The 22,154-nt window shown below is 41.1% G+C and carries 18 protein-coding genes; 14 read left to right on the top strand and 4 right to left on the bottom strand.

The annotated features are described in order from the left end of the window. The first annotated feature begins 247 nt into the window (after positions 1-247). From CDG77_RS05955 to CDG77_RS06010, 12 genes are all read left to right on the top strand, one after another. Positions 248-769 carry a phycocyanin subunit beta gene (locus CDG77_RS05955; RefSeq protein WP_094328475.1) on the top strand — a complete coding sequence of 174 codons (522 nt, stop codon included), beginning with the start codon at positions 248-250 and terminating at the stop codon, positions 767-769. Between the two features lie 88 nt (positions 770-857). Next, positions 858-1,349, top strand: coding sequence for a phycocyanin subunit alpha (gene cpcA, locus CDG77_RS05960; RefSeq protein ID WP_094328476.1), 492 nt, complete (start codon positions 858-860; stop codon positions 1,347-1,349). 164 nt (positions 1,350-1,513) lie between these two features. After that, positions 1,514-2,326 (top strand): phycobilisome linker polypeptide, encoded by an 813-nt coding sequence (locus tag CDG77_RS05965; protein ID WP_094328477.1) that lies wholly within the window; start codon positions 1,514-1,516, stop codon positions 2,324-2,326. Between the two features lie 129 nt (positions 2,327-2,455). Beyond that, the gene (locus tag CDG77_RS05970; RefSeq protein ID WP_094328478.1) at positions 2,456-3,325 is read left to right on the top strand and encodes a phycobilisome linker polypeptide; all 870 of its coding nucleotides are present in this window, start codon (positions 2,456-2,458) and stop codon (positions 3,323-3,325) included. 75 nt (positions 3,326-3,400) lie between these two features. Beyond that, positions 3,401-3,658 (top strand): phycobilisome linker polypeptide, encoded by a 258-nt coding sequence (locus CDG77_RS05975; RefSeq protein ID WP_094328479.1) that lies wholly within the window; start codon positions 3,401-3,403, stop codon positions 3,656-3,658. Next, positions 3,658-4,500 carry a HEAT repeat domain-containing protein gene (locus CDG77_RS05980; RefSeq protein WP_094328480.1) on the top strand — a complete coding sequence of 281 codons (843 nt, stop codon included), beginning with the start codon at positions 3,658-3,660 and terminating at the stop codon, positions 4,498-4,500. The genes CDG77_RS05975 and CDG77_RS05980 overlap by 1 nt, the downstream gene beginning before the upstream one ends. Positions 4,501-4,668: 168 nt before the next feature. Then, complete coding sequence (locus CDG77_RS05985) at positions 4,669-5,421, top strand: HEAT repeat domain-containing protein (protein ID WP_094328481.1); 753 nt, start codon at positions 4,669-4,671, stop codon at positions 5,419-5,421. 529 nt (positions 5,422-5,950) lie between these two features. Continuing rightward, positions 5,951-6,088, top strand: a complete 138-nt coding sequence (locus CDG77_RS05990; protein WP_094328482.1) for a microviridin/marinostatin family tricyclic proteinase inhibitor — start codon at positions 5,951-5,953, stop codon at positions 6,086-6,088. 208 nt (positions 6,089-6,296) lie between these two features. Beyond that, positions 6,297-7,277, top strand: a complete 981-nt coding sequence (locus CDG77_RS05995) for an MvdC family ATP-grasp ribosomal peptide maturase (RefSeq protein WP_094328483.1) — start codon at positions 6,297-6,299, stop codon at positions 7,275-7,277. Positions 7,278-7,382: 105 nt separating this feature from the next. Beyond that, a complete protein-coding gene (locus CDG77_RS06000) occupies positions 7,383-8,360 on the top strand; it encodes an MvdD family ATP-grasp ribosomal peptide maturase (RefSeq protein WP_094328484.1) in 978 nt (325 codons plus the stop codon). A gap of 252 nt (positions 8,361-8,612) precedes the next feature. Then, positions 8,613-9,026 (top strand): hypothetical protein, encoded by a 414-nt coding sequence (locus CDG77_RS06005; protein WP_094328485.1) that lies wholly within the window; start codon positions 8,613-8,615, stop codon positions 9,024-9,026. 47 nt (positions 9,027-9,073) lie between these two features. Beyond that, complete coding sequence (locus CDG77_RS06010) at positions 9,074-11,083, top strand: ABC transporter ATP-binding protein/permease (RefSeq protein ID WP_094328486.1); 2,010 nt, start codon at positions 9,074-9,076, stop codon at positions 11,081-11,083. A 78-nt stretch (positions 11,084-11,161) separates the two neighbouring features. Here CDG77_RS06010 and CDG77_RS06015 read toward each other — a convergent pair whose 3' ends face one another. Further along, positions 11,162-11,806: an HD domain-containing protein gene (locus CDG77_RS06015; RefSeq protein WP_094328487.1), complete on the bottom strand. Its 645-nt coding sequence runs from the start codon at positions 11,804-11,806 to the stop codon at positions 11,162-11,164. Positions 11,807-12,186: 380 nt separating this feature from the next. Between CDG77_RS06015 and pruA the strand changes: the two genes are divergently transcribed. Further along, positions 12,187-15,159: an L-glutamate gamma-semialdehyde dehydrogenase gene (pruA, locus tag CDG77_RS06020; RefSeq protein ID WP_094328488.1), complete on the top strand. Its 2,973-nt coding sequence runs from the start codon at positions 12,187-12,189 to the stop codon at positions 15,157-15,159. A 342-nt stretch (positions 15,160-15,501) separates the two neighbouring features. Here the strand turns inward: pruA and CDG77_RS06025 are convergent, their stop codons facing one another. Next, positions 15,502-17,748, bottom strand: a complete 2,247-nt coding sequence (locus CDG77_RS06025) for a calcium-binding protein (protein ID WP_094328489.1) — start codon at positions 17,746-17,748, stop codon at positions 15,502-15,504. Between the two features lie 453 nt (positions 17,749-18,201). After that, on the bottom strand, positions 18,202-20,031 hold the full coding sequence (locus tag CDG77_RS06030; RefSeq protein WP_094328490.1) for a sensor histidine kinase: 1,830 nt from the start codon (positions 20,029-20,031) through the stop codon (positions 18,202-18,204). A 523-nt stretch (positions 20,032-20,554) separates the two neighbouring features. On the opposite strand from CDG77_RS06030, the gene CDG77_RS06035 reads away from it, so the two are divergent. After that, complete coding sequence (locus tag CDG77_RS06035) at positions 20,555-21,481, top strand: cobalamin-binding protein (RefSeq protein ID WP_094328491.1); 927 nt, start codon at positions 20,555-20,557, stop codon at positions 21,479-21,481. A 256-nt stretch (positions 21,482-21,737) separates the two neighbouring features. On the opposite strand, the gene CDG77_RS06040 is transcribed toward CDG77_RS06035, so the two are convergent. After that, complete coding sequence (locus CDG77_RS06040) at positions 21,738-22,040, bottom strand: TMEM165/GDT1 family protein (RefSeq protein WP_094328492.1); 303 nt, start codon at positions 22,038-22,040, stop codon at positions 21,738-21,740. Between the last annotated feature and the right edge of the window lie 114 nt (positions 22,041-22,154).

The following is a 22,154-nucleotide window of genomic DNA, read 5'->3' on the forward strand; positions in this document are numbered from 1 at the left end:
GCATTGTATAAAGAGAACTTGGAAGTAAAAAACAACATCTTAATCAGGTTTTCCAGTCATTCACAGAAGTTTTAAGTTTTTTAACAAAAGTTTTAATCTGAAAGCCTGGAGATCGTAAACTTATTTCTTGGATGTCTGTTTTAAACCTTTCGTAACTCGTCAGGCAGTGCTGACATCAAAAAAAAGCTGAACCATTCAGTTTTGAGTCCAATTATTCTTAACCGAGCAAAGTAGGAGATTTAACGCAATGGTTTTAGATGCATTTGCAAAAGTAGTTTCCCAAGCTGATACACGTGGGGAATACCTCTCCGATGCACAATTGGATGCATTGAGCGAACTAGTAAAAGATGGTAACAAGCGTGCAGATGCTGTTAACCGGATTACCAGCAATGCTTCCGCTCTAGTTGCTGCTGCGGCTCGTGATTTGTGGGCAGAACAGCCCCAATTGATCACTCCCGGTGGTAATGCTTATACCAGCCGTCGCGCTGCTGCTTGCATCAGAGACTTGGACATCATTCTTCGCTACATCACTTATGCAATCTTTGCTGGCGATTCTAGTGTTCTAGATGACCGTGCCCTCAATGGTTTGCGTGAAACCTACTTGGCATTGGGAACCCCTGGAGCTTCAGTTGCTGTTGGTATTCAAAAGCTGAAAGCAGCTTCCCTAGCAATTGTTAACGACACAAACAACATCACCAGAGGCGATTGCAGCGCTTTAGCATCTGAAATAGCTAGCTATTTCGATCGTGCTGCTTCAGCAGTAGCTTAAGGCAGATATTGCTGCTATTGACTGAGATAATTGTCCATTAGGACAAAAGAAAATTTCAACCAAAAGTTTGTAAAAGGGAAATACCAAAATGACAAAAACACCTCTAACGGAAGCAATTGCATCAGCAGACTCTCAAGGTCGCTACCTCAGCAGCACCGAAATTCAAGTTGCTTTTGGTCGCTTCCGTCAAGCGCCAGCTAGCTTACAAGCAGCAAAAGCATTAAGTGCTAATGCTCAACGCTTGACCGAAGGTGCTGCTCAAGCAGTATATAACAAGTTCCCTTACACCACTCAACAACAAGGCCCTAACTTCGCGTCTGATTCACGCGGTAAAGGCAAGTGCGTTCGTGATGTAGGCTACTACTTGCGGATTATCACTTATGCATTAGTTGTTGGTGGCACAGGCCCCTTGGATGATTTCTTGATTTCTGGCTTGGCTGAAATCAACCGGACTTTTGACCTATCTCCTAGCTGGTACATTGAAGCTCTCAAGTACATCAAAGCTAACCACGGTCTAAGCGGCGACCCAGCTGTTGAAGCAAATTCCTACATCGACTATGTAATCAATACTCTAAGCTAGAGTGTTTCTTTAGCCCGGAGAGGAAATCAGCTCTTATGACAAGTGATGTTCTATGAGTTGCTTACCTCTCCGGGCAGTTTTATTTTCAAAAGACTGTTAAAAAACTAGAAAAAATTTTTCTAAAAAGTTTTCAGTTTTGCAGTTAAAACTGAGGAGGTTTAAAGATGGCAGCTTTGGGACAAGCAGCAAGATTAGGGATTGGAGCATTTGAAAATTCTGGACAGGTAGAACTACGTCCCGATAGAACTGAAGCAGATGTAGCAGTTATTATCCGGGCAGCTTACCGTCAGGTTTTAGGTAATGCATACCTCCTAGAAGGAGAGCGTCTGGAGAGTGCCGAATCACTTTTGCAGCAAGGTTTAATCTCAGTTCGGGGATTTGTGCAAGCCATTGCTCAATCGGAACTATATCGGGATAAGTTTTTTTACTCCAACTCACAAACTCGGTTTATCGAGTTAAATTATAAGCATTTATTGGGGCGTGCCCCAGAAGATGAGTCAGAGATTTCATTCCATGTTGAGCTTTATAACTCACAAGGTTACGAAGCTGAAATTAACTCTTACATTGACTCATTAGAATATCAAGAAAGTTTTGGCGAAAATGTTGTGCCCTACTATCGAGGCTTTAAGAGTCAAGTAGGACAGAAAAATGTTGGATATAGCCGACTGTTCCAACTGTATCGGGGTTATGCCAATAGCGATCGCGCCCAAGGACAAAAACAAGGGCGACTAACCTGGGAAATAGCTAAGAATCTAGCTTCACCCATTTATCCAGTTTCTGCTGGAGCCTTAACCGGTCTCTCTACAGGTGGTCGTGGGGAAACATACCGCATCAGAGTGCTACAAGCAGCTTCCCCAAATTCAGCTGTAGTAAGACGTGGGACTGCGGAGTTGATCGTACCCTACGAGCAACTTTCTAGTAAATTGCAGCAGTTGAATCGCAAAGGCAGTAGGGTTATTAGCATTACTGCCGTATAAATAGGACTGGGACTAGGGACTGGGGGCTGGGGATTGGGGGCTGGGAACTGGGAAAGAGTTTTCCCAATGCCAAGTACCCTATCCCTAATCCCCAGTCCCTAATTACTAATTACAAAAGGAAAATTACCAATGGCTATTACAACAGCAGCGTCCCGTCTAGGAACGGAACCTTTTAGCGACCAATCTCCTGTAGAATTGCGTCCCAATGCAAGTAAAGAAGATATAGAGAGAGTAATTGTTGCCGTATATCGTCAGGTGTTGGGCAACAACTATATATTGGCATCTGACCGCCTGGAAAGTGCTGAATCTATCCTACGCGATGGAAAAAATACAGTCCAAGAATTTGTGCGCCAAGTTGCCAAATCAGAACTGTACAAAACCAAGTTTTTCTACGATAATTTCCAAACTCGCGTTATCGAACTGAACTTTAAACATCTGTTGGGTCGTGCCCCTTATGATGAGTCTGATGTGGTTTATCACTTGGACTTGTATCAAAACAAGGGATATGAAGCCGACATCGATTCTTACATTGATTCACCAGAGTATCAATCTAGCTTTGGTGAAAATATAGTTCCTTACTATCGCGGTTTTAACACCCAAACAGGACAGAAAACTGTCGGGTTTAGCCGCATATTCCAACTTTATCGCGGCTATGCCAGTAGCGATACTTCCCAACTCAAAGGCAAGTCTTCCCGTCTTGCTGCCGAACTCGGACGCAACAGTGCATCTATCGTTGTTCCTCCATCTGGTGGCCCTTCAGGTTTTTCATACGTTGCTTCCGAAAAAGGTGTTACCCCCAACAGCACTTTTGGTGGTGCGGGAACATTTGGTAAAGAAGGCAGACTCTACCGCATTGAAGTGGCAGGCGTTTTTGGCGCTGGATATCCTAGCACCCGCCGGGTAAATCAAGCGGTGGTAATACCTTATGAAGAACTATCTAGCTACTTCCAAAGAGTAGTAAAACAAGGTGGTAAAATAGCTAGTGTGAAACCACTTTAGTGTCATTTGTCAATAGTCATTAGTTATGAATTAATGACTATTGAAAACTTAAAATTTAAAATTTGGAAGTGATTTATGCTTGGACAAATTAGTAGTAGAGCTAGTAGTCGTTACTTTCGGTATGAAGTAGTAGGTTTGCGCCAAAGCGAAGAAACCGAAAAAACCAACTATCCAATTCGTTCTAGTGGTAGTGTGTTTATCACAGTGCCTGAAAACCGGATGAATCAAGAAATGCAGCGAATTACTCGCTTAGGTGGCAAAATAGTCAGCATTCAACCATTGAACGCTGAGGTGAAAACAGATAGCGAACAAAGCGATCCTCCTTCTTCCTAATGAATTCCAGTCCACAGAAATTTGAAGATTTATCAGCGACAGGTGATGTTGATGGTGGATCTTTAACAGTAGAACAAGCGATCGCTAATCTTGAAAGTGCCGATTTAGGCTTGCGCTTTTATGCTGCTTGGTGGTTGGGTAGGTTTCGTATAAGTGAACCAGCTGCGGTTACAGGGCTGATTAAAGCTTTAGAGGATGAAGCCGACAGGACACCAGAAGGCGGATATCCTCTCCGACGGAACGCAGCTAGGGCTTTAGGAAAACTAAGCGATCGCCAAGCAGTATCACCTTTAATTGCGTGTTTAGATTGCTCAGATTTCTATGTGCGAGAAGCAGCAGCACAATCCTTAGAAATGTTAGGAGATGCGGTTTGTATTCCCGCCCTAATCAAGCTATTAACAGTAGGTTTGCAGGGAGAGCAGCTTGTCTCACAGCAACCTGATTTATCTCAACCCTACGAGGCCATTTTAGAAGCCTTGGGAACCTTGAGGGCGACTGAAGTTATTCCTTTGGTAAAGCCATTTTTAGAGCATCCAATTGAATTGGTACAATATGCCGCCGCACGAGCGATGTATCAATTAACCCAAGAACCAGCTTATGGGGAAAGGTTAGTAAAGGCTTTGGCGGGTGAAAGATTGCAATTGCGTCGAGCAGTGTTAGCAGATTTGGGAGCCATTGGATATTTACCCGCAGCAGATGCGATCGCACAGACTCTTGCTGAAAATAGCCTCAAGCTCATTTCTCTCAAAGGATTACTAGAACATCAAGTCAATCACACTACACCAAGCACTTTGTCAGAAGGTGCAATAAAAGTGATTAATTTGATGGACTCGCTATTGTAGTCATAAATTATAGAGAATAAGTTATTATTAATACGTTACAAAAAATGTTTTTTACACATAAACCCCCAACCCAACTGCAAAATAAGGGTTAGGGGTTTATGTATGATGTCAGCTACGGATAACTTAAGCTACAATTGGCTGACAGCTAATTACTCATGAGAAATTGTTATGAATAACAGCGATATTGCCCAAATACTGATCCGTGCTGTAGAAGAAGCAGACTCTTCAGAGCGCTTAGTAGACGCAGTTCAAGAATTAGCAGCAGCACATATAGAGGAATCTGTTCCGACTCTAATTGCAGCTTTGGGCTACAACAATCCAGGGGCGGCGGTGGCGGCGGTAGATGGATTAATTGCGATCGGGGAAGCCGCAGTATCGCCACTATTGGAACTAATTGATGATTACAACTATGGCGCTAGAGCTTGGGCACTTCGTGCTTTAGCCGGAATTGGCGATGTTCGAGCGCTGGATACCTTATTCGAGGCAGCAAAAACTGATTTTTCCTTGAGTGTGCGGCGGGCAGCGGCTAGAGGATTAGGTACTTTGCGCTGGCATCAATTACCACCGGAGAAAGTAGAATCTGTTCAGACTCAGGTATTAGAGGCGCTATTACTGATTTCTCAAGATCCAGAATGGGTAGTACGCTATGCAGCAGTGACGAGTTTAGAAACATTAGCGATGTCTGGCGACAACCCGCAAAGCGGCAACGCAATAACAGCCACTTTACCCGATCAAGAGTCACGAATTACAAATCAACTTCAGCAAATGTTCGATACAGACGTTGATCTTGGAGTTCGTACCCGTGTCAAGTTTGCACAGGAAAAAATTCAGCAGCAGCAACATCAAGAAACCTTTGCACCAAAAAGAAAGCTACAAGAAACTGAAGTTGAAGTGCCCCATCGTGGTGGTGGCAGACGTTAAGCAATTCAAAAATTATCTTAGAGATGATCTTCATTGCTACCGCTAGCCCAATACCGCAGTGAATCCCCTTTCTAAAACTTGCTCTAATCCCCTTCTTTTTAAGGAGGGTTAGAGAGGTTCAAGCCTTAACAAAACTTTAAAAGTCGTTCTGGATCGAAGTTAGCTCTTTTTGTTTGGGAAAAGTTCACTCTAAATTTGGATAATTAATTCACTTTTGTCTTAACTGTCCTTGTGCCCATATTAAATTACTGATATATATTAAATAAATTGCTAAAATAAATTTTCCTTTGGAAAATAGCAATGCCTACAAATACAGTAGAAAGCATCTGATATCCAAGCAGTGCGATTCTTCACTCGCATCTTGGAAGAGCAATCTGAACAGCCAGATACTGCTTCCAAGTAATTTTAAGTATCCTTCCCATTGGAAGATCGCTAAATCTAGTTAGCGTCATTGGTAATGAGGGGAGTAGTTTTCAGTTATCAAAGAACTGAAAACTACTCGTTATTAGCAAACTAAAGAGAAAATCCCATGTCTAGCAATTTAAATACTCAAGCAGTACCATTTTTTGCCCGCTTTTTAGTGGAAGAAAAGCCTCCAGAGAAACCAAATGATAATCCTCCCCCAATCTATACTTTCAAGTATCCTTCCGATTGGGAAGATCGCTAAATTTAGTTATTGCCATCTAAAATTCTAGGAATAGCAGTTATCAAATAACTGATAGCACTCCTGAGAAATTAATGGCTTTCAAATTAAGGTATTCATTATATTGTGGCGATTTTAGATCCTTTACTTCTTAAATAAGTTGAGGATCTAAACAAAATTTTTTAGGTAGTTTTTAACATCTAGCTCCTAAAATTAAAGCAAGAAATTTTTTATGCACCTGTCGCGTGACGTTGTTTTATTAATTACCCACAGTGGTGATTTCTTCACAATAGATAGAGTGGCAGAAGCCTTGTCAAAAAAAGGGGCAAAACCATTCCGCCTTGATACTGATAAGTTTCCTCTAGAAGTGCAGTTAACAGCACGCTTTGACAAGTCAAAAACCTATCATAGCTTAGAATATGGCAACCACTCTATTAGCACAGAGCAGGTGCAAGCTGTTTGGATGCGGCGCATTTGGGAGCCGAAACTGAGTGAAGAATTAGCTCCAAAGTTCCGAGAAGCCTGCATCAGAGAATCACAAGCAACTTTAGACGGTTTTTGGGACAGCCTCAAAGATGCTCGTTGGGTAGACGATTTAGAGCGCATAAATACTGCACATAATAAGCTGCGCCAACTGCGAGTTGCATCTGAAGTAGGTTTTACCATCCCCCAAACTCTTGTCACCAACAAAGCTGAATCAGCACGAGAGTTTTTCCACCAAGTTAACGGAAAGATGGTGAGCAAGCTATTAACTGCTCTTTCCCGCAGTATGGAAGCTAATTCCTCGTTCTTTCTTTACACCAGCACCGTCAAAGAGGAAGATTTGCAGGATGCAGAGTCACTACGCTATTGCCCAATGGTTTTTCAAGAGGAAATTCCTAAACAGTCGGAATTGCGGGTGGTGTATGTAAATGGCCGTGTATTTGTGGGAGCGCTAGAAGCGTCTGTTTATGCAGTAGCCAAAGTTGATTGGCGTAAACCTGGTGTTGATGTTGGTGCATGGCAACATCACCAACTTCCTGATGAAGTAGTGCGTCGTCTCCAAGCATTTATGGGGAAATTTGGGCTGTTGTTTGGGGCGTTAGATTTTATTGTCACCCCATCAGGAGAATATGTCTTTTTGGAAGTTAACCCGATAGGAGAGTGGGGAATGCTGGAGAAAGATTTAGACTTGCCCATTGCGAATGCGATCGCAGACGCTCTTATTTCCTAGAAAGCACGAGAAGGCTTGTAGTGAGGACTTTAGTCCTTATCTTAAGCACTAAAGTGCTTACTACGAACTTCTCATAGTAGCAAGCACTTTAGTGAAAAATTTTCTATGACAGTATTAATAATAACTTTTAGCGAAGACAACGATAGCATTCCTCTGGTAATCAAAGAAATTGAGGCTAGAGGAGAAAAAGCATTTCGTTTTGACACAGATAGATATCCCACCGAAGTGAAATTGGATATTTATCAAGGTGATTCTGAGCGCGTAATTATTACTGATGGCGAACACAAACTTGATTTGAGTGAGGTGTCCTCAGTTTGGTATCGGCGGATGCGCTACGGAGCAAAAATTCCCAAAACGATGGACAAGCAATTTAGAGACGCTTCAATTGAAGAAACTCGTCGCACTGTCAGGGGTATGATTGCCGGTCTTCAAGGATTTCACTTTGATAAAATGTCAAATGTTGATGTAGCCAATAATAAACAACTACAACTACAAATTGCCCAGAAAGTTGGGCTTATTACCCCACGCACTCTGACTTCAAATAATCCAGAAACAGTAAAACAATTTGCTCAAGAGTGTAAACAAGGTATAGTTACCAAGATGCTTTCTTCCTTTGCCATCTATGACGAGCAGGGGCGAGAAAACGTTGTGTTCACCAGTCCAGTTACAGATGACGATCTGGAGAATATGGAAGGGCTGCGTTTTTGTCCGATGACATTTCAGGAAAACATACCGAAAGCGCTGGAGTTACGAACGACTATTGTCGGACACCGTGTATTTACAGCCGCCGTAGACTCGCAGAGTTTGGGCGGATCTACTTATGATTGGCGCAAAGAGGGGAAAGCTTTAGCTGAGAATTGGCAACCCTACGAATTACCTGAAGATGTTGAGAAAAAGCTGCTCAATATCATGGCTCATTTTGGCTTAAACTATGGTGCGATCGATATCATCGTCACACCCGATGGTCAGCACGTATTCCTTGAGGTTAACCCAGTTGGGGAGTTTTTCTGGATGGAGATATATTCACCACACTATCCTATTTCAAGTGCGATCGCTGAAATTTTGCTGACTAATAAAAATTAGGGTATTAGCAATTGGTAAAATTATTTCCTATTTTCTTATCTCTAACCTTGCAAGTTCTCGGTTGGAGAAGTCGTAGAATAGCCGAAAAAGGTGCGTCTACATCCCCTACCTGTTTTAATATTTGGTAGTGGGATTTTCTTGTGAATGGCTTTAAATTTTTTTGGAATTGGATGCACTTTTTTTCTCTGCTTCAGTTATTTGAACTCAAAAATCATGTTTTAATCAAAAGTGCCAAGATTTTAGGTAATTATAATGGACGAAATTGTTAAAAAAGTCGCTTGTCTAGGTCTTCCTGGCGTAATTCTGGTGATTATAACAGCCGCATCTAGGGGTAGTTCTGCCGCCGTTGCTGCTACTCTCACAATGTTAGGAGGGCCGTTTGGCATCGTAGGAGCTATGGCTTTGTTTGGTCTAATAACCGTTGTGGGAGATATTGTAGCAGGATATGGAATTGAAGTTATTCTTAAGGCCATCTATGCAGAACGTAGCAAAACAGAATCGGTGAATTTTCTGATCGATGAAATTAAAGATTTACCCATTACAGAGGATCTAAAACTGAAACTAAAAAATCAACTTTGCCAAGAAATGCTGACTGATTATAAGGAGGTTCAGATACCAAAACAACTTGAAATCGTCGTGACGATAGTTCGATTTCAATGGCATTAAGTTAAGCGATTATTTAACTCAAATAAGAACAACTATATTTTTAAGATATGCAAACTCAAGTTTTTCGCGATCGACCTTCAACTAATCCTCTTACAGTTTTTACTAAATTTTGGGAGGATGTCAGAGCGATCGCTGGATCTTACTGGTATCCAACAGAGCCAGAAGGTAGAGTATTCTCAGACGTGATTCGCGCCTGGGGAATGCTCATTCTCTTAATTTTATTAATAATTGCGCTTGTGGGCGTAACAGCCTCAAGCAGTTTCTTAAATCGCTATGTACTCAATATCGTCATTGAAGAAAAAGATATTTCTAAATATCTTGATACGTTATGGATCTCCATGCTTGTTCTCGTTGTGGAAACACTTTTGATAGCATCTTCTAAATTTGTCAGAAAAAAAATTGCTCTTGATTGGTACAAATGGCTCAATAATCACATTTTAGAAAAGTATTTTAGCAATCGTGCTTACTATAAAATAAATTTCAAATCTGATATTGATAACCCAGATCAACGTCTATCTCAAGAAATAGAACCAATTACCAGCAACGCTCTCAGCTTTTCAACTACTTTGTTAGAAAAAAGCCTACAACTTATAAGTTTTTTAATAATTATTTGGACAATTTCCCAACAGATTGCAGTTCTATTAGTTATTTATACAATAATAGGTAATTTAATTGCTATTTATTTGAATCAACAAACAAATAAGATTAATAAAGAGCAATTTCAAGTTAAAGGTGACTACAATTATGCACTGACTCATGTTCGGAATCACGCTGAATCGATAGCTTTTTTTGAGGGAGAAAACCAAGAAGCAAATATAATTCAACGCAGATTTAATAATGTTGAGAAAAACGCAGAACGCAGACTGAATTGGGAGATAATTCAAGATATTTTTAATAGAGGATATCAGTCTGCTATTACTGTATTCTCAATGTTTGTACTTACACCTTTATTTATTCAAGATCAAATTGATTTCGGAGAAATCAACCAAATTAGTTTAGCTTGCTTTATGTTTTCTAATGCTCTAGGGCAATTAATCAGTGAATTTGGAGCTTCTGGAAGATTTTCTAGTTATGTTGAGCGTTTATCTGAGTTGTCAGATGGCTTAGAAGAAGTGACGAAACAACCAGAGAATGTCAGTACTATTAAAACAATAGAAGAAAACCGTCTGGGTTTTGAGCATGTCACCTTGCAAACACCAGACTATGAGCAGGTAATCGTCGAAGACTTATCACTGTCTGTTCAGCCAGGAGAAGGTTTATTGATTGTTGGGCCAAGTGGTCGAGGTAAAAGTTCTCTATTGAGAGCGATCGCTGGTTTATGGAATGCGGGAACTGGTCGTCTGGTGCGTCCTCCCCGCGAAGATGTCTTATTTCTGCCCCAACGTCCTTATATAATTTTGGGGACTTTGCGCGAACAGTTACTCTACCCACATACAGTCAGGAAAATGAGCGATCGCGAACTGGAAGACATTTTGCAACAAGTTAACTTGCAAAACTTGCTTACCCGCGTGAATGGCTTTGACACAGAAATTCGTTGGGAAAATATATTATCCTTGGGAGAACAACAACGTTTAGCTTTTGCAAGACTATTAATTACACATCCTAGTTTCACCATATTAGATGAAGCAACGAGTGCTTTAGATTTAAAGAACGAAGATAATTTATATAAACAATTACAGCAAACTAAAACAACTTTTATCAGTGTTGGACATCGGGAAAGTTTATTTAATTATCATCAATGGGTTTTGGAACTTTCAGAAGATTCTCACTGGCAACTTCTTTCTGTAAAGGATTATCAACTACAAAAAACAATTGTCATTACTTCACCTGAAAAGCCTCAAATCACAGTAGATACTTTCCCTAAATGTGAACTCTCAACAAAACCAGAAACAACCACAAGACTAGGGCTTTCTCATCAAGAGATTAACTCATTAACAGACTATTCTATTACCACTATTAGAAGCAAGGCAAGCCTTGGTAAGTCCATCACTACTAAGGATGGTGTGACATACCGCTATAACAAAGACCCGCAAGTATTGAAGTGGGTGAAAGTTTAGCTGCTATTGATAACCTTAAATAAGAATGGCATAACATGGAAATATTCTCACCACACGATTGTATTTAGTACCATATCTTTAACCTAACGACTTAATTTCTGCCTGGATGTTGCCACGGGCACAGGGTTCAGCGAACTCTGACATTAAAGGCGTAAAGTAGATATGCGATCGCTGTAAAAATTTTTCTAAAAACTGCTGACGACCTGTAATATAGTCTGCCTCTGACAGCCAGCCATATTCCTGGCGAATGGCATGGGCGTATTCTTGATACTCCACTGAGTTAGCAGCCAAAATCGCTAAATCTGCATCAAGTAGAACTTGACTTTCATAGTCATTCACCGCAGCTTGATGCTTTTTAGTATTCAAAATTAGATATTTAACAGTACTTGTAGTACTTTCTGGAATACCTAAGTTACTCAGCAAATCAAAAGCATAGTCTGCGCTTCGTTCTTCATTATCTTGAGCTTGAGTGTCATAAACTACATCGTGAAACCAGGTAGCTAGTTGAACAGTAGCTAGGTTATTGGTGTAGCCTTGCAAAATCTGAACTGTGCTGAGGACGCGATCGATATGTTTCAGTGTATGGTAGTAGCGATCGGGGGTAGAGTAAGCTACAACCAAGCAATTAAAGGCTTTCTCAGCCGCTATCTGGTCAACACCAAAGGGTTTGAGTGTGTGTTGCCAGTTAGAAAATAAAATATCCATAAAGTTTTCTGTAGGCATAGAGTGAGTATACCCATTCTCAGTATTGGAAAAAACAACTACATCCTCTTCAAACGACAGATAGAAGATGGAATAAAGGAAGAAGTAAGGCAAAAAAGAGGGAAATCTTCCATTTTTCCCAATTATCCATGTCTCCAAAAACTCTGATGATTAAAACTAGAGACATTGGATTGCAACGTCTCTACATACATAAATCAATACCAAAATCCTTAACTGAACTGTATTTGATTAAAAGCCACCACTTAGAATTCTCTAACTGTCAGACTTAAATTTCTCCTTTGCAAACCACTAAATATGGTGACAGCTAAATGAAAGCGTCAAAATAGAAGACACAGGCTTTATACAAAAAGCTTTGCCTAGATTAACGGAGTTTATTATCAGTGGTATTACAAGTACAGACAAGCACCTACGAAGCTAAAACCCAAGAAATTGCTAAACAACTTCTCGCAGCAACGCAGGAAAATCGTTCGTTTTTTTCTTCCCTGCGCGATCAAATGCGCTGGGATGATAAATTACTAGCTTGGGCGATGAGTAATCCTGGGTTGCGGGTGCAACTATTTCGCTTTATAGATACATTACCTGCTTTACACAGTAAATCAGAAATCGCCTCACATTTACAAGAATATTTAGGTGATGAATCTGTAGAATTACCAACAGCTTTGAAGGGAATGCTAAACTTTGCTAACCCCGACTCAATGCCCGGACAAGTTGCTGCTACAACCGTTGGTACAGCTGTTGAGACTCTTGCCCATAAATATATTTCTGGGGAAAATATTAAACAAGTCATCAAAACCGTTGAACGACTGCGAAAAGAAAAAATGGCTTTCACCATCGATTTACTTGGTGAGGCAGTAATTACCGAAGCCGAAGCGCAGTCTTATCTAGAACGCTATCTAGAATTAATGCAACAATTGGTGGAAGCATCAAAGAATTGGGCAGCTATCCCGGCGATTGATGAGGCTGATGGCGAAACTATCCCAAAAGTTCAGGTTTCTGTGAAGTTAACGGCGTTTTATTCTCAATTTGACCCTTTAGATGCTAAAGGTAGTGAGGAGAGAGTTAGCGATCGCATTCGTACTCTCTTACGTCGTGCTAAAGAGTTGGGCGCAGCTGTGCATTTTGATATGGAACAGTATGCTTATAAGGATATAACTCTCAGCATCCTGAAAAAACTCTTATTAGAAGAAGAGTTTCGGCAACGCATAGATATTGGCATGACAATTCAAGCATATCTGCGTGATAGCGAGCAAGATACCAAAGATTTGATTTCTTGGTTGAAAGAACGCGGTTATCCCCTAACAATCCGCTTAGTGAAAGGCGCATATTGGGATCAAGAAACTATCAAAGCAGCCCAGAAGCATTGGAAACAGCCAGTTTACAACGATAAAGCGGCAACTGATGCTAACTTTGAAACCATCACTCAGTTATTGCTAGAAAATCATCAATATGTGTATTCTGCCATTGGTAGCCATAATGTGCGATCGCACTCTCGCGCCATTGCTATAGCTGAAAGTTTAAATGTCCCCCGCCGTCGCTTTGAATTACAAGTCCTCTACGGTATGGGTGATAAAGTTGCAAAAGCTTTGGTTGACAAGGGTTATCGAGTCAGAGTTTACTGTCCCTACGGTGAATTGTTGCCTGGAATGGCCTATTTAATTCGCCGATTGTTAGAAAATACAGCTAATAGTTCTTTTTTACGGCAAAATCTCGAAAATCGACCAATTGAAGAGTTATTAGCGCCGCCAATTGTCAAAGAAGAGAAGAAATCTTTAACTATTGACTCTCATTTCCTCGGTGCTGCTGATACCGATTATGCGGTGGAAGAGATAAGAACGAAAACGGCGAAAGCTTTCCAAAGCGTTCGTCAACAACTTGGTAAAACTTATTTGCCGTTGATTAATGGAGAATATGTTAATCCGCCGGAATTTGTTGATTCTCTCAATCCTTCTAATTTCAGTCAAGTAGTTGGTAAAGTTGGGCTGATTAGTGTTGAACAGGCTGAACAAGCGATGCAAGCAGCCAAAGCAGCGTTTCCTGGGTGGAGGAAAACACCCGCGAAACAACGCGCTGATATTTTGCGGAAAGCTGGTGATTTGATGGAACTCCGCCGCGCCGAACTTTCAGCTTGGATAGTTTTGGAAGTTGGAAAACCAGTTAAGGAAGCTGATGGTGAGGTTTCGGAAGCGATAGACTTTTGTCGATACTACGCTGATGAGATAGAACGGCTAGACAAAGGTGTAAATTATGACCTTGCTGGGGAAACCAATCGTTATATCTACCATCCACGGGGAATTGTTGTAGTAATTTCTCCCTGGAATTTTCCGCTAGCGATCGCATGTGGAATGACTGTTGCTGCTTTAGTTTCAGGGAATTGTACTCTCCTCAAACCTGCGGAAACATCTTCTGTAATTGCAGCGAAACTCACAGAAATCTTGATAGATGCTGGTTTTCCTAAAGGTGTATTTCAATACGTACCTGGGAAGGGTTCGCAAGTCGGGGCTTATTTGGTAAATCATCCAGATACTCATGTAATTGCTTTTACTGGTTCTCAAGAAGTAGGCTGTAAAATTTACGCAGAAGCCGCAATATTGAAACCCGGACAGAAGCACATGAAACGGGTGATTGCGGAAATGGGTGGCAAGAATGCAATTATTGTCGATGAAAGTGCTGATTTAGACCAAGCAGTTGTGGGTGTAGTGCAGTCGGCATTTGGTTATAGCGGACAAAAATGTTCTGCTGCTTCCAGGGTGATTGTGCTGGAACCAATTTATGAAGCCTTTGTACAACGATTGGTAGAAGCCACAAAATCCTTGAACATTGGGGAAGCAGAGTTACCTAGTACCCAAGTTGGGCCAGTAATTGATGCCAATGCCCGCGATCGCATTCGCGAGTATATTGAGAAGGGTAAGGCAGAAGCACAATTAGCTTTGGAATTACCAGCACCCGAACAAGGATATTTTATCGGCCCCGTGATTTTTAGTGAAGTTTCACCAAATGCCGTAATTTCGCAGGAAGAAATTTTTGGCCCTGTGCTGGCGGTAATTCGGGTAAAAGATTTTCAAGAAGCCTTAACAGTCGCCAACAGTACAAACTTCGCCTTAACTGGCGGACTTTATTCTAGAACGCCTTCGCACATTCAGCAGGCGCAGACAGAGTTTGAAGTTGGGAATTTGTACATCAATCGCAATATTACCGGAGCGATCGTTGGGCGGCAACCCTTTGGTGGATTCAAACTTTCTGGAGTAGGTTCTAAAGCAGGCGGGCCTGATTACCTCCTGCAATTCTTGGAACCACGGGCGGTAACAGAAAATATTCAGCGTCAAGGTTTTGCACCAATTGAAGGTGCAGATTAAACAATTCGTAGTTCGTAATTCGTAATCACGCTCTCTATGAGATGCTTGCTTCCGCCTTCGCGCAGCGTCTCATAGAGAAGGGGTATGCAGACTCGTTACCGCTACCCTAAGGGACTTCCAAATAAAAATACCCAAAAACTGGTGAAAAAACTCTCTTCTCCTGATTTCTCTGTGTTCTCTGTGTCTCTGTGGTTCGTTTATTTGAGTAATTTATTTCTTGGAAGTCCCTAACGTAATTATGTTTTGTAACGGGGATTTCAACCCCTATGGAATTACGAATTACATAAGCGTAGCGGTAGCGATCGCAAGATATCAAGTGTTATTAGTAATTACAAATTACGATTAAGCAATTACATGAAAATTGTTTTTGGTTAGTGACACTCCACCCAACAGTTGTGCAAATTTTATCTGAGTGAAGGCACCGTTACTGCCATCTCGATCGAAGTACAATGCACCTGTAGTATCATCATAGACAAATCGTTGAGCGCTAGTGGTTGCAGATGTTCCAAGGGTAAACTGACTACTAGAGAGTAAACCTGCTGATAACCCCCCACCAAAACCAGTAGCCGATACCTGAATAACTTCATTAGTTGCGTTGAAGTCATAAAGACTATCAACGCCTTGTTTGTAACTATTGAAAACAAAGGAATCAGTACCACTTCCTCCATAGAGGGCATCATTACCGTTGCCACCCGTCAGGATATCATTCCCAGCACCACCCTTGAGGGTGTTATTGCCTGAAGCGCCAGAAGCAGAGAGTACATCATTGCCATTGCCGCCATTGAGCAGATTATCGCCTTTTGAATAGTCAACATTCAAGCGATCGTTACCAGCACCACCGTTGAGAGTGTTGTTACCTATGAGGGTCAAATCATAAGGATCTATCGAGCTATAATAAGACGCACTAAGAGAATCATCGCCATCGCCCCCATTAAGTAGATTATCGCCTGTTGAATAGTCAACATTTAAGGTATCATTACCAGCGCCACCATTGAGGATGTTATTGCCAGAACTGACATCACCGAAAACTGAAAAGATGCCAATGGCAGAGAGATAATCATTATCATCGCCCCCATTGAGTAGGTTATCGCCTGGTGAACCGTCAACATTCAATGTATCATTGCCATTGCCCCCATTGAGTAGGTTATCGCCTGTTGATAACTGAACATATAAGGTATCGTTACCAGCACCACCGTTGAGGGTGTTATTACCTAACGTCATGCCTATATCATCGTAGCCAGAGGTAGAGAGGAAATCATTACCATCTCCTCCATTGAGTAGGTTATCGCCTGTTGATAAATCAACATTCAAGTTATCGTCACCAGCGCCACCGTTGAGGGTATTCTTTCCCGAAGAAGTTTCATAGAAGTCAGAGCCAGAGAGATAATCATTGCCATCATCCCCATTCAACAGGTTATCGCCTGTTGAGTAGTAAATAACTAAGGTATCGTTACCAGCGCCACCGTTGAGGGTATTCTTTACAGAAGCGTCATCAAAGGTGTAATCGTTGTAGTTGTAGCGAGATGCGGAGAGATAATCATTCCCATCACCCCCATTCAACAGGTTATCGCCTGTTGAACCGTCAACATTCAAGCTATCGTTACCAGTACCACCGTTGAGGATGTTATTCCCCGCACCGCCAACGAGTTTATCATCTCCTGCACCGCCAATGAGAGTATCATTTCCCGCGCCACCACGCACCAAGTCATTGCCACTCAAGCCGTCGATTTTGTCATTACCGCCCTGACCATTAATCACATCATCTGAGTTGTCAAAGCCCTTAACATCGTTATTCAGGTCGTTAAAAAAGGTGACTGTGTTTTTGTTAAACGGGTTGTGTTGGGTGGAGTTAGCATTGACGATATCAAAGCTGTCCTTAATGCTGGTTTGTCCATCAAACACAATGTTGCCCACTGTTGATAGGTTATCTAAGTTTTCCAGGGTAAAGTTTTGCAGGATGACTCTGATATCCGCCCCCTTTTCAAAGGTAATTTCCAGATTGCTGCCATTTTGGGTGAGCAGCAGATTTTCGGGATTTAAGTCATATCCAAATGTCAGGGTATCGACTTCAGCAATGGTTGCTGCCGATGGATTTGAACCTTTACCTACGCCACCAAAATCAGTGATTATATCAGGGTCGTTGTAGCTGTAGTTGTAGAAGGGTGAGTCGTCGTTGTAAACAAATTTATCTTGGCCACCGCCACCAGTAAGGGTGTCGTTGCGTCCATTACCTTTGATGGTATCGTTCCCGGCTTTACCGTTAATTGTGTCTGCGAGGTAGCTACCCACTAGGGTATCGTCACCAGCGCCACCGTCGAGGGTACTTCCAGAAGTTACAACGAAGGAATAGGCAGAGAGATAATCATTGCCATCACCCCCATTCAACAGGTTATCGCCTATTGAACCGTCAACATTCAAGGTATCGTTACCAGTACCACCGTTGAGGATGTTATTCCCCTCACCACCAAGGAGTTCATCATCCCCTGCACCACCACTGAGAGTATCATTCCCGGCTTTACCATCAATTGTGTCTGGCTCGAAACTACCCACTAGGGCATCATTACCGTTGGTTCCAATGATATTTGCCATAACTTTTACCTTCCTGAATTTATTTTTGGAGTAACTTAACTTATCAATCTGTTGTTAGTGCTGTTTTAAAGCAACATGAACTACCCAAAAGTTGACGGTTTCGGCATACTTGAATGGGCACGGGAAATTTCATTATTTTGTTGTGAGCTATTGCCTATGGGTATTTAGCTTAAAAATGCACAACATGTAAATAACCTGACGATAAATGAATACTAATTATTTACAAAGATGTCTATACTTAAAGAGACATCTTTGCGTAATCTTCACATTATTTGTGTTTTATATAGTCTTTACGTTTTTATATTAATTGCAGTAATGCCTATCTTGAAAAGTTCAGATGACTTCTCACTAGGTTTGTCTATGCCTATAGGGAAGATCAAAAGCAGTACAAATCTTGGTATGATTTTACAATACCTCTTTAGGACTAAAAATATGAATGCGATCGCCTAATATCTAAAGTGGTGTTTGGTTGATTTGAAATTCTTCATCTTCTTCATCTTCTCCATCTTCTCCAGCTTCTGAAAGCACTGGATTTGGTAGAAATAGAGTGAACTGACTACCCTTTCCCAAAATAGATGTAAAGGTCACATCGCCACCATGCAAACGCGCTAATTTGCGTGTTAAAGCTAAACCCAAACCAGTGCCTTCGTACTGACGATTTAAGCTACTGTCAAGCTGTTTAAATGGTTCAAATATAAATTTAAACTGACTTGGTTCTATACCAATTCCAGTATCTGAAACTGTAAAGGTTATTCCTGATGGTACTTTTTTCACTACTAGCGATATATTGCCGATTGGAGTGAATTTAATCGCATTTGTGAGCAAATTTAGTAGCATTTGCTTGCTGCGCCGCTCATCAGCAATACAAATATTCTCTGGGAGATCAATTTTACAGGTAAGTTGTAACCCCTTTTCTACGGCGCGATCGCGCACTGTCCAGATGGCATAATTACATAAATCTGACACTGGGAAAGGTGACAGTAACAATTCCTCTTTACCTGCTTCTACCTTAGATAAATCAAGGATATCGTTAATCATTGCCAGCAAATGCTCACCACTACTATATATACAACTTACATATTCGTTCTGTTTTTCATTGAGAGAGCCAACTATTTCTTGTTGCAGTAGTTGTGATAAGCCCATAATCGCATTTAGAGGTGTCCGCAACTCATGGCTCATGGTTGCTAAAAATTCACTTTTTGCCCGACTAGCAGCTTCTGCTGCTTCTTGAGAGGCACGCAGTTTCAACTCTGTTTCCTTGCGTTCAGTAATATCCTCAATCATCGCTAGAAAAAACTCAGGTTCACCATTGCTGTCTGGTATAACAGAAACAGAGATATGAGTCCAAACTAAGCTACCATTTTGATGCAGGCAGCGTCTTTCCATCTCAATGTGATGTCTTTCGACAAACTGTTCCTGATGTTTGGAGGGTTGGAAGCCTAACTTGGAAATTTTCGTTGAGTTTGTACGAATTCCTGACATTAGTTGTTTGTAAAGTTTTAAATCCCCTTTTTGTATAGAAATGTAATCTGTAAAGCGCTTGCCATATAGTTCTTCTCGGCTGTATCCTAAAATCTCACACAGTACCGGATTGGTATCGACTATCTGGGCTTTCATATCTATAAGTCCAATACCGATAGAAGAACGCTCAAAAATCGCTCGGAATTGCGCCTCACTCTGTCGCAGTGCTTCCTGTACAATATTTCGCTCGCTTGCTTCTATAGCCAAGGTCACGAAATCTGCTATTGAGCCAGCAAAAGTCTCTTCTTCTGAAGTCCATTGGCGACTTTCGCCTATGTGTTCGTGGCAGACTACGCCCACTAAACAACCCTCTAGCCAAATAGCTGCATCTAGCACGGATGTGATGCCCAAAACAGAAAGATAAGACTCGGATAATTCTTGGGTTCTTGTATCGTTTCTGGCATCATCTGCGGCAATAGTGCGTTCCTCTTCTAAAGCCTGGAAATAAGCTGGATAATTTTCTTGTGAAAGCGAGTTACCAAAGCTATGCTCTTTAGTGCTTGTGTCGTATAAGTCAATACATTCAATTTTTGAGCGTTCTTCATTATATAACCACACCCCGACTCGCTTTACTAAGAGCGTCTGAGCAGCAGTTTCCGTAATCTCTCTTAATACTGCATTGAGATTTCCTTGTTGAAAAGTCTTGCTTCTTGCCAGTTGCACCAGTGTTTGGCTTTGTTTTCGCCGACTATTTTCTCTAATTTGTAAAGCCTCTTGGGCGTACTTTTGCTCTGTAATATCTCTAGTTGACACCACCTGCATTACTTGACCTCAAGAAGAAATAATTTCACCTTATAGTTCTACGGAAAAAGTAGAACTATCCTTGTATAAATACAATTCCTTAATATGATTTTTCATAACCGGAAAAAACATTTTGTTTCATCAAATCTTCTTATTCTGAATAACGAGTTTCAAACGAGATTTTGCTATAGCAATCCTAGATCGTTCCTGAGGGATAAGCTCCTCGATTTCTTTGAAAAGTAGGGGATCTGTCACTTTCAATTTTCATAAATCAAATATGATTGCCATAGTTAATTCTAATACTTTATGTGAGTAATTGTTACTAAGTATAACTAACATTTAAAAAATCTTTTACTAAGTAATTATGCCATAGAGATGGCAAAAAATCAAACAAGATTTTTAAGCCCTCCTCCCTTGTTACACAGCAATCTCACAGATAATTGGTATGACTACCAAAACACCATTGATTCTCCTGGAGAAAGATACTTAATTACTCAAATTTTGCGAATATTAAGGTGACACCAGCTTTTATGGAGGTGGAGCGATGACGGATAGTAATTTGAGAATTGTTTCCCTGATTCCCGGTGGAACAGAGATTTTAGCGGCACTAGGGTTGGTTAATGCTATTGTGGGGCGATCGCACGAATGCGATTACCCTCCAGAAATCCTTAATCGCCCCATTTGTACCCAAGCACGCTTAGACTCCAATGCCTCTAGCAGCCAAATTCACGACGATGTGAACAATTTATTGCAATCTGCTCTCAGTATTTATGAAATCAAAACAGATGTTTTAGAGCAGTTGCAGCCTACCCACATTCTCACTCAAGACCAGTGCGATGTTTGTGCTGTCAGTTTACACGAAGTTGAAAAGGCAGTTGCTACACTCATTGACAGTAAACCGCAGATTATTTCTTTACAACCCAATATTCTTAAAGATGTTTGGGCTGATATTGAGCGAGTTGGTAATACCTTCGAGGTAGACTCGGTAAAAGTCTTAGAAAATTTAGAAGCTCGTGTAAAAATTTGTCAGCAAAGAATCCAAGGACTTTCTTTACACGAACAGCCTACTGTCGCCTGTATTGAGTGGATCGATCCTTTGATGGTGGCGGCTAATTGGATTCCTGAATTAGTTAACTTGGCAGGAGGACAGTCTCTATTTTGTGTTAAAGGTCAGCCTTCTCCTATTTTGCCGTGGGAGACACTATTAACAACTAATCCAGATGTAATTGTTTTTATGCCTTGTGGCTTTGATTTAAATCGCACTCGCCAAGAAGCTAAGTTGTTAACTCAACGTCCAGAGTGGGAAAAACTCCACGCTACGCAAGCTGGTAGGGTGTACATTACTGATGGCAATTCTTATTTTAATCGTCCAGGTCCGAGACTGGTAGATTCTCTAGAAATCTTGGCAGAAATTTTGCATCCAGAAATTTTTCAATACGGTTACAAAGGAACAGCTTGGGAACTTGTGTAAGGAAGAATTCCGAACTCAGGAGTCAGAATGGGCTAAACCTTAGCTATCCGCTAACAGTATGAATTGGAGTCAGATGGCATTATAAGGGATTTCCAAGTAAAAAAAATATTCCGTCGCAGAGGGACAAGGGGGACAAGGAAGACAAGGAAGAAAGAAGTCTAGTTGAGTAGACAAATTGAATAATTTATTTTTTGGAGTTCCCTAATTTCATCGCTTGATGGTTCAAGTATTCTGAATTATCTCTTCTGATTCCTTTTTATGGTGTTGGTTCAGAATCTGTCGATGGTTCATTGTTAAATAACAGCAGGCGTGCAGCGAGGATGGCAAATCCGATAGCAGCGATCGCTTTTAAAACGCGTGTAGGTAATAATTCAGCTACTGCACCCCCTGCTAACGCTCCCAATAGGCTTGTCAACAGCAATGCACCAGCTGAACCAAAAAATACTGCCCGTGGAGAATTAGAACGCCCCGAAAGTGCGATCGCTGCTAGCTGACTTTTGTCACCCAATTCTGATAAAAAAACTGTAATAAAGCTCAGTCCTAAAAGATGCCAATCCATATTATTTCAGGGGGAATGGAGAATAGGGGAGTTTTTGTAATGACTAATGACTAATGACTAATGACTAATGACTAATGACTAATGACTAATGACTAATGACTAATGACTAATGAC

Source organism: Nostoc sp. 'Peltigera membranacea cyanobiont' 213 (assembly GCF_002245975.1).
Taxonomy (GTDB): Bacteria; Cyanobacteriota; Cyanobacteriia; order Cyanobacteriales; family Nostocaceae; genus Nostoc.